The organism is Galbibacter marinus (assembly GCF_000300875.1).
Lineage (GTDB): Bacteria > Bacteroidota > Bacteroidia > Flavobacteriales > Flavobacteriaceae > Galbibacter > Galbibacter marinus.
The window spans coordinates 70,957-84,169 of record NZ_AMSG01000006.1; the positions used below are offsets into that span (position 1 = coordinate 70,957).

The window sequence follows — 13,213 nt, forward strand, 5'->3', positions numbered from 1 at the left end:
ATAATAACTGAAAAATACCTTGGACACTGGTTAAAGTTCCTTGCTATTGACTTTTCTTTCGGATAATCCACCTGAGTCTGATATCCTCGGCGTAACGAGCGATCCAGACTGTAGAAAGGCATGTTACTGATATCCTCGTGCATCTTGTTCTTTGAACAACACAATTAAAACATAGCCATTATAGAAGATGCGCTGAATTTTAAACCATTTACCTTTTTTGTACGATCAATCCTTATGCAAAAAATTGTATTTTTGAGAGAGTAGATTGCCATACAGGTATAATAAACGTTTTGAATGGGTAAATTAGATTTAAAAACTGATCCCAGGGTAGAAGCCATTTTTGCTAAGTATCCTGACTTTGTTCGGGGTAAATTGCAATTTTTGAGAGCATTGGTCATAGAAACGGCCAAGGAAACAGAAGGGGTGGACATGTTGGAAGAAACTTTGAAATGGGGCGAACCCAGTTTTGTTACCAAACGAGGCAGTACGCTCCGTATGGATTGGAAAGAAAAATCGCCGGATCAATTTGCAATGTATTTTCAATGCACGAATCGACTCGTTGATACTTTCAGGTTAGTATTTGGCACTAAATTTCAATATGAAGGCAATCGTGCTATTATATTCGATCTAAACCAGAGAATTCCCGAATTGGAACTAAAGGAATGTATAAAAGCATCCTTGACTTATCACAATGTAAAAGAACTGGTTACATTAGGAATTTGAAAACCGAAGAAAAAACAATCAGTGGCTAACAGATGTATCCTTTAAAATAGGTGGACGAGAATTTAAACCAAATAAAAACAGAGATTTACGATAAATGCTCCTTTGAAATTTCACACTTCAAACTAGAACCTGAAAGTAGGGAGTATGATGCTTGCCGGTTTGATTTAAATGGGCGCAAAATTATTTGCAGGAATGCTAAAATTACACCTAAAAGAGTGGGGCAATTCGTGACGTTTTGGAAACGAAATGAGAATGGACCAATTGAACCCTTTGAAGAAAACGACAAAATTGACTTTTATGTTGTGAATGTTAGAACTGAAAATGGATTCGGACAATTTGTTTTTCCGAAATCTGTGTTGATTGGAAAAGGAATAATCTCCAGCTGCAAGAAAGAAGGAAAAAGAGCATTTCGAGTTTACCCGAGTTGGGACATCGTAAAAAACAAACAAGCCGAACTGACTCAAAATTGGCAACTCAGCTATTTTTATGAAATCGGTAAAATGACTGATTTTAAAAAAGTAAATGATTTATACAGCCGGAATTGATAAAAACGCACCGACAACGAAAAAAGTTTAACCATAGCCACATTTGTAATTATTTTGGTAAGCTGTCCAGTCAATAAAAAATCAAGTGCTGACGAACCAAAATAAGCAAATGGGGTAATTAAACCTGAATACACGCTTAATTAAATATAGTTATTCTAATCAAATGTACGACAGTTCAGTTTACACTCCCGGTTAATTTACTGGTTTCTGTTTAGCACACTAATAATAAGTTTCTTTACCGTTCTATTTTACCCTCGATTGCTCGGCTTAAAATGCGAATACCATCTTTTCAGGGTCTGAACTTCTTGCTGTTTCTGAGCTAATCGTTTTTCATTAATAACGTAGCCTTGTACCAGATATTCTTTTAAGCGTTGAGTTGCCCATTGACGGAATTGGGTGCCCTGTCGGGATTTTACGCGATATCCAACTGAAATAATAACATCTAGATTGTAATGGTCTATCTGATATATCTTATTATCAATTGCAGTTGTCGCAAATTTTGCGACAACTGAATCTTTATCCAGTTCTTCCTCGTCAAAGACATTGTTAATGTGTTCCCCGATAGTTTTAATATCACGCCCAAACAATTCAGCTAATTGCTTTCGATTAAGCCATACAGTGTCCTGATCGAACGTTACTTCAACTTGAGTTTGACCATCCATGGCTTGATATATTTCAATCTGGTTCTTCATCAGTTAATTTTTATATACGAATATTTATACTTTCTAAATTTGAAAGAACAACCAATTGTTGGATAGTTGCCATATCTCTTATATAGCCTTTTTCGTTGGGGTTGTCCTCACGCCATTGTTTGGCTGTTTTACCAAATAGAACTACAGATTTGATAGCAGGTTCTTGATACTCGAATAATTCTAATTTAAGTTTTATCATTTGCCGCTGTTTTGTACATATTGCTTATAGAGGAAGGTAAGATATATTGCGAACTACTACAGGTTATTCTTTGGGTTGTTTAGTTGTAAAATAGACACTACTTCGTTGAGGTGGTCAAAGAGCCGCTGCTCATTTGATTAAGGTTTAAATTATTGAAAATTAAAAAATTTCAATTCGATTGGTTAACTTGGGCTGCGTTAAGGGTATAACCATGATTATATATAGGCTTACTTGTTTTTTGTTTTTAATATTGCTTTACGCATCTTGTAATTCACCTGATGCGGATAAGGGAATTCGTGTTGGGTTCTCTCAAGCCATGAGTTCTGATAATTGGAGGCGCGAGATGGAAAAGAGTATGCAAATTCAATCTTCTTTATATCCTGATATTGATTTGGAAATAAAAAATGCAAATAATGATGTAGAGACTCAAATTAAACAGATTCAGGACTTCGTGGAGTCTAAAGTGGATGTGCTTATCGTATCCCCAATTAAATCCATGCCGGTGACCAATGCCATTGAAAATGCTACAAAATCCGGTATTCCTACAATCATTATTGATAGAAACATAGATGGTACTAATTATACGGCCTATATAGGAGCCGATAATATTGAAATAGGGAAGGATGCCGCAAAATATATTCTTTCCGGGCTTAAGCAAAGAGCCACTGTAGTTCAAATCACTGGAGATATTGCCTCATCGCCGGCCAAAGAGCGCCAACAAGGATTTGAGACGGTACTTTCAAAATCTGACAAGGTAGATTTAATTGCCACCATTAATGGCGATTGGGAAAAGCCATCTCTAATTGCACCTTTGGAAAAGCTGCTGGACAGCGTGACTCCTAATTACATTTTTGCGCACAATGACCGTATGGCAATGGGGGTTTGGGAGGTGCTTAAGAGTCGTAACCTAGATAAGGATGTAAAAATAATCGGCGTTGATGGGTTGTATGGTCCTAACGGAGGAATACAATATGTCAAAGATGAGATTCTTTTAGCCACCATTTTGTATCCTACAGGAGGGGCAGAGGCCATTGATTTGGCAGTTAAAATAGTACGTGGAGAACTCGTCAGAAAAAACAACACCCTAAATACAGTGGTTATTGATTCGGTCAATGTTGATTTGATGCAAAATCAGTTTAATAAACTGGTGGAACAGCAAAATGATATCAAAGGACAGCAGTTGGTAATCGATCAGCAACTAAAGGAGTATCAATCTCAGAACACGTTGATTAAATTGATGATAGGACTATTGGTACTCCTACTGGCACTGGCGCTATGGAGTATCTATTCCGGTATAAAGATTAGCCGAAGTAAACGAAAATTGGAATTGATAAATGAAAGGATTAAAACCCAAAGAAATCAAATTAAGAAATTTGCCAAACAATTAAAGGCTTCAAATGAGAGTAAAATTAACTTTTTCACCGCCCTGTCTCATGAGTTCAAGACCCCGCTTACGCTAATTACGAGTTCTGTTGAAACCATTTTGGAGCAAAATAAAACATTGGCTGACCGTTCTTCTTTTGAAATTAACCTCATTCACAATAATTCTAAGCGGCTGAGAAGGTTGATTAATGAATTGCTTGATTTCAGGAAACTCGAATCGGATTCGTTTTCATTAAAACCCCAAAAAGTGGATGTTGTAGAGGTATTACAACAACTTATTAACGATTTTAAATTAGAGGCCGTTAAGCATTCGGTTCGTTTAAGGGAAAAGTATCCAAAATCACCTTGTTATCTATGGATTGATATCAATGCTATTGATAAGGTTTTTTTTAATGTGCTTTCAAATGCATTGAAGTTTACCCCTGCCAACGGTAAAATAGAGGTAACAGTGGAGGAGCTGGATGAATGCGTGAAAATTTATATCAAAGATTCCGGTATTGGTATTCCTATGGAGGATATTGAAAATATCTTTGACCCTTTTACACAAGCAACTAATAACCAAAGACCGAGTTCTGGGCTTGGGCTCTATGTTGCAAAACAATTTGTAGAACTGCATAAAGGAACCATTGAAATTCATCTACAAAACGGTACAGAATTCGTAATTACCATACTCAAAGGAAAAGAACACTTCAAGGATTTGGTTGTCCAGTCTGAAGGTGTGAAGCATCTGAGGACCACTTCCGGTATGAACCAGGATATTAAAATAGAAACACCTCAGAAGCTTCCTGTTGTGACAAATGAGCAATTACCTAATCTCTTTATTATAGAAGACAATATAGACTTGTGTTTTCTTTTAAGAAAACAATTACAAGATGGGTTTAATATTTACCTTTCAAATGGTATTGATGCATTTCAAGAGGCATTGGAGCTTATACCCGATATCGTTATTTGTGATCTGAATTTACCTGAAATCTCTGGTTTTGATATCGCAAAAAAGATTAAAGAGGATCTTCGCACATCACATATACCGGTAATTGTACTAACAGCACTCTCGGATGAAGAATCATATTTGAAAGCCTTAAATGCGGGCGCGGATTTTTATATGACTAAGCCATTCCAAATGGAGTCCCTAAGACAGGTCTTAAGGACGATGTTGTACAACAGAGAGCGGTTACGTTATTATTATACCAATAAGCTGGATAGTGTGGTGCACAGTGATTTTAATAAAGAGCAACAAGATTTTATCAAAAAAATGAACAGCCTTGTTACTGATAATTTAACCAACCCTGATTTTTCAGTGGAAGAATTGGCAAAGGCGCTACATATCTCTAGGGTTCAACTTTATAGAAAAACCAAGGCCATACTTGGGGTTTCCGTAAGTGACTATATGAACGAAATTCGATTGGAAAGAGCTAAGGAGCTTCTTACGGACAATACCTTTTCCATAGCCGAAATTGCATATGAGGTAGGCTTCTCGTCTCCCGGGTATTTTTCCACCGCTTTTAAAAATAAATATGGAATCTCCCCAAATCGCTACAGAAGTTAGAATGGACATTTAGAACGTTATCGTTATAGTTTGGTCAAATGATGTATCAATTTTTAAATTTAGGTTACATGACTAAAACTATTACGTTGTAGTTTTAAAATGTTAAAATTAGTTAAATATCTGTAAGTTAGGTTTTTGTCTGCAATTAGAGGGCTGATTAACAATTTCAGAAGTTTTTGAATTTTTCTTAGAATAGACAATGATTTATTACGCATACTTTAGTGGTCTAACATTAAAGATGTGCTATGAATAAATTGACACTTTGGTCTATTTGTGCTGCTCTTGCAGGGTTTCTTTTTGGGTTTGATACTGTAGTTATATCAGGAGCCGATAAGCAATTGCAAGAACTATGGGGTACAACGGATGCCTTCCATGGTTCTGTTGTAATGGCAATGGCCTTATGGGGAACAGTAGTGGGTGCTATATTTGGAGGGATTCCCACCAATAAGTTTGGTCGAAGGAACACCTTATTCTTTATAGGGGCATTGTATTTGGTCTCCGCAATTGGTTCGGCGCTTGTAAATGATCCAGTTTCTTTTGCCGCATTCCGATTTATTGGTGGACTAGGCGTTGGAGCCTCTACCATTGCCGCTCCTACCTATATCTCAGAGATCGCTCCACCTAAGAATCGAGGCCGCTTGGTTTCTATGTATCAGTTTAATATTGTACTGGGTATACTTATGGCCTTTCTTTCCAATTATTTGCTGCGAGATGCGGGGAATCAGCCTTGGAGGTGGATGCTTGGCGTGGAAGCCATTCCGGCTTTTATATATATGCTTTTTGTTTTGTTTATTCCAAAGAGCCCAAGATGGTTGTTGTCCAAATCAAAAATTGCCGAGGCCAAACAGGTGCTACAAAAAATGAATATCGGCATGGATATAGACCAGCTATCCGAGAATATCCAACAATCTAAAGGAGATAGAACTACAGCGGAGTCTATTTTTTTAAAAAGGTATCGCTTCCCATTAATGTTGGCATTTTTAGTAGCTTTTTTTAACCAAATGTCCGGTATAAATGCCTTTCTATATTATGCACCACGAATTTTTGAAATAGCCGGTTTAGAGCAGGATTCCTCTTTGCTAAGCAGCATTGGTATAGGAGTGGTGAATTTGATATTCACCCTTATCGGTGTATTTCTAATTGATAAAGCAGGTCGAAAACAATTGATGTTGGTTGGATCTATCGGCTATATAATCTCACTTTTACTAGTGGCCTGTGCATTTTTCTTTCAATGGGGAGGTTTATGGGTTCCAATCTTCCTCTTTATTTTTATCGCCTCTCATGCCGTAGGGCAGGGCGCTGTGATTTGGGTATTCATTTCTGAAATCTTCCCCAATCACTTGCGAGCCTCGGGCCAGGCATTCGGTTCTTCTGTTCACTGGGTGCTGGCTGCTATCATCCCGTCATTTGTTCCGGTATTATTCACCTCTATCGGGGCTGGGTATGTATTTCTGTTTTTTGCTATTATGATGTTTTTCCAACTACTATTTGTCTTGTTTATGATGCCCGAAACCAAAGGGAAATCACTCGAAGATCTGAGTAGGGAACTTTCTTTAAAATCTAAATTTAAATCTAACTGATTATGAATGTTAACACGCTAACTCTAACAATTTTATTAAGTACAATTTTGCTTTTCTCCAGTTGCAAGGACAGCTCTGAGAAAACCAAAGCGACCTCTGAGAATCTGGTGATCAGTGCTGAGATGCAGGATACAGATTACAGACCGAATTTTCACTTCACTCCAAAGGAGAATTGGATGAATGATCCAAACGGGATGTTCTATCTAGATGGAACCTACCATTTATTCTATCAATACCACCCTGAGAGCAGTACCTGGGGAACCATGCATTGGGGGCATGCCACCTCCAAGGACATGATTAGTTGGCAGCACCAACCCGTGGCTTTATTTCCGGACGAGCACGGATGGATATTCTCCGGAAGCGCCGTGGTGGATAAGAACAACACCTCAGGGCTGGGCAGCGATGGGCAAGTGCCAATAGTAGCTTTGTTTACCTATCACGATATGGAAGGTGAGAAAAGCGGACGCGATGATTTTCAGACTCAAGGAATGGCCTATAGTCTGGATAAGGGAAAGACTTGGATCAAATATAAGAATAATCCGGTGCTTAAAAATCCGGGGATCAGAGACTTTAGAGACCCTAAAGTGACTTGGGACGCGCAGCGCAATCAGTGGGTGATGGCCTTGGCTACTTACGAAAAAAACCTGTTTTACACCTCAAAGGACTTAATTGATTGGGAATTTGCTTCTGATTTTGGGGAAGGAATTGGTGCCCATGGTGGTGTTTGGGAATGCCCGGATTTTATTCCAATGAAGGTCCAGGGAACTGACACGGTCAAATGGGTGCTTATCCAGAGTTTAAATCCGGGGGCTTATAACGGCGGATCGGGGACGCAGTATTTTGTGGGAGATTTCGATGGAAAAACCTTCACTCCGGAATCCTATGTGAATGATCTGGGAGAGAAACACGATTATTGGATTGATTTTGGAAAGGATAATTATGCCGGAGTGACCTGGAATAACGCACCTGGTGGAAGAACCTTATTTATCGGATGGATGTCCAATTGGGAATATGCCAATGTAGTTCCCACAGAGACCTGGAGAAGTACCTCCACTATTGCAAGAGAACTTAAGCTTCACCTTGTAGATGGGGTATACCGTATTTCTTCTGCCCCTGTGATGGAATTAGATTCCTATTTAGATAAGAGCTTTACAAAAGCATCTATGGAACTCTCAAAGGGATCTACCATTGTATCTGTAGATGATGTATCATTGTCCAAGACGGAACTCTCTTTTGAAATCCCTAAATTAGAGGATAAGGATTACAAATTCTTACTCACCAATGCCATTGGAGATAGCCTGACTTTTGGATACGATCATTCTAAGGCGCAGTTCTATATCGATCGTTCGAAATCCGGTAAGGTTGATTTTAACGAGAATTTTGCAAAAAAACCATCGGTTGCTCCCCGAATTTCCGACAATGAAAATTTAAGTGTTACTGTTTTATTAGATAAGACTTCTATCGAATTATTCTTTGATAAGGGAACAACAGTGATGTCTGAAATATTTTTCCCTAAAAACTCTTTCCTAGAATTTAAATCACTTTCTAACCACACATTTTTAATAACCGATTTAAAAGCAAGCGAACTAAAACTTTAAAAACCAAACTTATGAATCATAAATTAATTGTGATGTTTTGTTTGTTGTTCTCCATGACCATTTGGAGTCAACAAGCACAAGTCAGCGGTACCATAATTTCGCAGGATGATCAACTGCCTTTGCCTGGAGTATCAGTTTTGATTAAGAATACTCAAAAAGGGACGGTTACAGATTTTGACGGTAATTTTAGTCTACAGAATGTGGCATCAGATGCTGTATTGGTCATTAGTTACGTAGGATTTTCCACTGTTGAAATTCCTGTAAATGGCTCAAATTCTATAGATGTAGCACTGAAAATTGATGCGCAACAGTTGGATGAAGTCGTGCTGACGGGCTATACCACCCAGAAAAAGGCAGATATCACAGGAGCTGTTTCTGTGGTGGATATCGATGAAATGAATAAACAACCACAAGCAAATCCAATGCAGGCATTGCAGGGTAGGGTTGCTGGGGTGAAAATCACCTCCGACGGAACCCCAAGTGGCGGGAATACCCAAATCCTTATCAGGGGTGTAGGGACTCTTAACAATACGGATCCGCTTTATATCATAGATGGAGTGCCTACCAAATCCGGTATGCATGAGTTAAATCCCAATGATATTGAGTCTATTCAGGTCTTAAAAGATGCCGCCTCTGCCAGTATTTACGGGTCCAGAGCTTCAAACGGTGTTATAGTAATTACCACCAAAAGCGGGAAAAATGGGAAGATGCGAGTTAATTTTAAAAACTACACCTCCATTTCTAACTACACCAACAGACAGGAGGTTCTCAATGCACAACAGTATGGTCAGGTGCTTTGGCAGGCCATGATAAACGATGGTTTGGATCCCAATTCGAATAATTTAAGTTATCAATTTCAATGGAGCGAGAATCAGGGAACCCCTAGGTTAAACCAAGTTTTGATGCCTGAATACTTGGATGCTGAAAAGACCCTCAGGGCTTCAGATACGGATTGGTATGATGAATTATCCAGGATGGGAATTGCACAATCTTATAATTTATCGGTCTCTAATGGAACCGATAAAGGTAATTACCTCTTCTCCTTGGGGTATTATGACAATCAAGGAATTATTAAACAGACCAGCTTTAACCGGATTTCTGCCAGAATGAACAGTTCTTATAAACTCTTCAATGATCGCGTTACCATAGGTGAAAACTTTACCGTTAACAGGACCGAAGAAGTGAGTGATCCTGGTGTATTGGACCCTGCATTAAGAGCGCTGCCCATCATACCGGTAAGGACCGTAGACGGCCAAGGATGGGGAGGCCCGGTTGGGGGAATGAACGATCGTCAAAACCCGGTGCGACTTCTTCAGTACAATAAAGATAATGGATATGAATTTCAACGTCTTTTCGGGAACCTCTACATTGATGTGGAGCCTATCGATAATCTTCATATTAAAACCAATCTTGGAGTCGATCAGGGAAGTTTTTACAAACGAACACTGCAAAGAAGTTATCAATCCGGTTATTTAAAAAATGATCAAAACGCAGTGACTATTGATCAGAACACCTCCAATAAGATTACATGGAGTAATACTATTACATATGATCTGACCCTAGAGAATCATAAATTTAATGTGTTGGGAGGAACTGAAATATATAGAGAAAAAGTTGAGAATACGTATTTAAGAAAAGAGGACTTTTTACTTGAAACACCACAGTATATGTACCCGGATGCCGGAACTGGAGAGTCTTTTACTGGAGGGAGTGCAACCTCCTTTAGTTTGGTTTCCTTTTTTGGAAAACTGTCTTATGATTTTGATAGTCGCTATTTGTTCTCCGCTACTATCCGTAGGGACGGTTCTTCTCGCTTTGGAGCCAACAATCGTTATGGTACCTTCCCTGCATTTTCAGCGGGTTGGAGGATCAGTGATGAAGGTTTTATGGAGAATTCCAATCTTATCTCTGATTTAAAATTGAGAGTTGGATGGGGACAAACCGGAAATCAGCAAATTGACAATAATGCCATTTATTCATTATACATCGCAGACTACGCCGGTGGTGATCCTACCTGGGGGACCTCTCATGGAACTGCTTATGATTTGTCGGGAACGGGAAGTGGATTATTGCCTTCGGGTTTTAGATCTATTCAAATCGGAAATGATGACTTAAAATGGGAAACTACAACACAGACCAATATTGGTTTAGATTTCGGGCTTTTTGATCAGCATTTAAGCGGATCGCTTGATCTTTACTATAAGGAAACGGAAGACATCTTAGTATTACCACCATACCTGGGAGCCATCGGAGAAGGTGGAAACCGATGGGTGAACGGGGCATCCATGGAGAACAAAGGTATTGAGTTTGCTTTGTTATACAGAGGAGGTAAATCCGATGGATTGTCCTATGAGATCTCGGGAAATATTGCTCTTAATAGAAATAAGATTACTTATTTACCTGTTGAGGTGCAAAACAATTACGGCGGAAACGGAATGGATGATAATATTCTTGGAAGGCCTATAAACTCCATGTATGGATATGTTACCGATGGTCTTTTTACCTCCGAAGAGGAACTTCAAAATTCTGCGCAGCAACAAGGAAAGGATCTAGGAAGAATCCGGTTTGAGGACTTAAACGGTGATGGGGTTATTGATGATAAGGATAGAGCTTGGATTGGAAATCCGAACCCTAGTTTTACCTATGGATTAAATCTGAGTTTTGCCTATAAGGGTTTTGATTTGAATTTGTTTTTTGACGGAGTAGGGGACGTGGATGTGATAAATTCCAGAAAATATCAAACAGATTTTTGGAGTGTGGATGATGTGGGATCCAATAAGGGAAGCAGGCTATTAAATGCTTGGTCACCAAGTAATCCTGATTCCACTATTCCAGCACTTACAACTATTGATAGTAATGCAGAAAACCGTTTTTCAACCTATTATATAGAACCCGGTGATTATTTTAAACTCCGAAACTTACAAATAGGATACACCATTGACCAAAGTATAGTGAATCGTATTGGACTGAGTTCCCTAAGGTTTTATACCGGAGGTCAGAATCTTTTCACGATTAATTCTAAGAAGTTCACCGGAGTTGATCCTGAAAACCCTGCCTTCGGATACCCTTTACCGTTAACGGTGACCATGGGAATGGATATAAGCTTCTAACACACTTAAAAATAAAAGAATCATGAAAGTTATTTATAAAACGATTTTAGGAATATTGAGCCTTGGTATGCTCTACGCTTGTTCTGATTACTTGGAGAATACTCCTAGTTCCGTATTGGAGGAAAGTGAACTGATCAATGCGGAGAATATTGATGGATTTGTAACTGCTGCTTATGCGGCATTGGGAAATGATCATTATGATACTCCTTTTAGTTTATGGCCCTACGGAAATGTTCGGTCTGATGATGCTTATAAAGGAGGGAGTGGTACCAATGATATTCAGGTTTTTCATTTCTTTGAAGTGTCTAACAATATCCGTACTGATTTTGGTGAATTGGATGCTTTGTGGTATAATTCATATATCGCAATTTCAAGAGTTAACAAGGCAATCAACGCCCTTAATCAATTAGAAGAGAGTGAGTACCCCATAAAGGATGCCAGATTATCTGAGATGTATTTCCTAAGAGGACATTTCTATTTTATGCTCAAGGAGGTCTTTAAATACATCCCCTATATAACAGAAGATGTTCCCGTTGAGCAATATGGAACTATTTCAAACAGAGATCTTAGTAATGATGAGTTATGGGAAGCAATAGCCCAGGACTTTGTCAAGGCAACTGTAAATTTACCCGAACATCAGGATCAAATCGGAAGAGCAACTAAGGCTGCTGCATTTTCCTATCTTGCTAAGGTGAGATTGTATCAGGCCTATGAGCAGGATGAGAATAATAATGTGGTCAATATTAATGATCAAAGACTTCAGCAGGTCATTGCAGCCACGGATAGGGTACTGGGTAAATATGCTCTTGAATCGGATTTCGGTTTTAATTTTCTTGCCGGCAGTTATGAGAATGGACCAGAAGCGGTATTCTCGATTCAGTTCTCTAATGATGATAATACACTTCATGGTCGTTTAAATTATTCAGATGTTTTATCGACCCCACAGGGACTTGGTTGTTGTGATTTTCACAAGCCAAGTCAAAACCTCGTTAATGCTTTTAAAACCGACGGTGAAGGTCTTCCAATGCTCGAGGATTTTAACAACACAGATATGGATTACAGCAATCTAGATGCCTATACAGTAGATCCTAGATTGTATCATACGGTAGCCATACCGGGACTTCCGTTTAAGTATAATGAATCTTATATTTATAAGGAAGATTGGAATAGAAGCCCAAGTACCTACGGGTTTTATGCTTCCTTGAAGGAAAATGTATCACCGGATTGCGATTGTTTTGTCAACATAGATCCTTTTTATGGAAATTCTAAAAACAGAATTCAAATCCGTTATGCTGATGTTCTTTTAATGAGAGCGGAAGCTCTAATTGAGTTAGGAAGACAGAAAGAGGCCTTGCCGTTGATTAATCAAATTCGAGAAAGAGCAGGACAGAGTACAACACTGATTGATGGTTATGCTACTAATACAAATGTTGCCCTATATGAGGATGGCGTAAACTGTAATTGGACACAAAATTTTGCAAGGAAAGCGCTCCGTTTTGAAAGAAGACTGGAGTTTGCCATGGAGGGTAGTCGCTTTTTTGATTTGGTCAGATGGGGTGTTGCAGAAGAGGTGTTAAATACCTACTATGATGAGGAAAAAGATAAGCGTATTTATTATGCTGAGGCGCACTTTGATGCCAATGCAGAAGAGTATTGTCCAATTCCATTAGCCCAGATTAATTTCAGTAGAAATGTATATCAACAAAACGTAGGATATTAAATTGATGATTGCTGTTATAGAATGGACCTATTTGTAACTGGGGAAATTAGCATAAACCTTTAAAATCATTTTGATTAAGTATGATTTAATCAAGAAAAAAATGATAATTTCCAATGT

9 protein-coding genes are annotated in these 13,213 nt (G+C 38.6%); 7 read left to right on the forward strand and 2 right to left on the reverse strand.

Annotated elements, in window-relative coordinates; all coding sequences use genetic code 11:
* Window positions 1-294 precede the first annotated feature (294 nt).
* On the forward strand, window positions 295-723 hold the full coding sequence (locus tag I215_RS06520) for a DUF1801 domain-containing protein (protein WP_008991174.1): 429 nt from the start codon (window positions 295-297) through the stop codon (window positions 721-723).
* A gap of 50 nt (window positions 724-773) precedes the next feature.
* Window positions 774-1,268 carry a MepB family protein gene (locus I215_RS06525; protein WP_008991175.1) on the forward strand — a complete coding sequence of 165 codons (495 nt, stop codon included), beginning with the start codon at window positions 774-776 and terminating at the stop codon, window positions 1,266-1,268.
* Window positions 1,269-1,516: 248 nt separating this feature from the next.
* On the opposite strand, the gene I215_RS06530 is transcribed toward I215_RS06525, so the two are convergent.
* Complete coding sequence (locus tag I215_RS06530; RefSeq protein ID WP_008991176.1) at window positions 1,517-1,960, reverse strand: virulence RhuM family protein; 444 nt, start codon at window positions 1,958-1,960, stop codon at window positions 1,517-1,519.
* Window positions 1,961-1,970: 10 nt separating this feature from the next.
* Complete coding sequence (locus I215_RS06535) at window positions 1,971-2,159, reverse strand: hypothetical protein (protein WP_008991177.1); 189 nt, start codon at window positions 2,157-2,159, stop codon at window positions 1,971-1,973.
* 211 nt (window positions 2,160-2,370) lie between these two features.
* Here I215_RS06535 and I215_RS06540 point away from each other — a divergent pair, with 211 nt between their 5' ends.
* The 5 genes from I215_RS06540 to I215_RS06560 all read left to right on the forward strand — a co-directional run bounded on the left by I215_RS06540 (window position 2,371) and on the right by I215_RS06560 (window position 13,096).
* A complete protein-coding gene (locus I215_RS06540; RefSeq protein ID WP_040459935.1) occupies window positions 2,371-5,088 on the forward strand; it encodes a substrate-binding domain-containing protein in 2,718 nt (905 codons plus the stop codon).
* Between the two features lie 245 nt (window positions 5,089-5,333).
* On the forward strand, window positions 5,334-6,668 hold the full coding sequence (locus tag I215_RS06545) for a sugar porter family MFS transporter (RefSeq protein ID WP_008991179.1): 1,335 nt from the start codon (window positions 5,334-5,336) through the stop codon (window positions 6,666-6,668).
* A gap of 2 nt (window positions 6,669-6,670) precedes the next feature.
* The gene (locus tag I215_RS06550; protein WP_008991180.1) at window positions 6,671-8,266 is read left to right on the forward strand and encodes a glycoside hydrolase family 32 protein; all 1,596 of its coding nucleotides are present in this window, start codon (window positions 6,671-6,673) and stop codon (window positions 8,264-8,266) included.
* Window positions 8,267-8,277: 11 nt separating this feature from the next.
* A complete protein-coding gene (locus I215_RS06555; RefSeq protein WP_008991181.1) occupies window positions 8,278-11,376 on the forward strand; it encodes a SusC/RagA family TonB-linked outer membrane protein in 3,099 nt (1,032 codons plus the stop codon).
* A gap of 22 nt (window positions 11,377-11,398) precedes the next feature.
* A complete protein-coding gene (locus I215_RS06560) occupies window positions 11,399-13,096 on the forward strand; it encodes a RagB/SusD family nutrient uptake outer membrane protein (RefSeq protein ID WP_008991182.1) in 1,698 nt (565 codons plus the stop codon).
* Window positions 13,097-13,213: the final 117 nt, after the last annotated feature.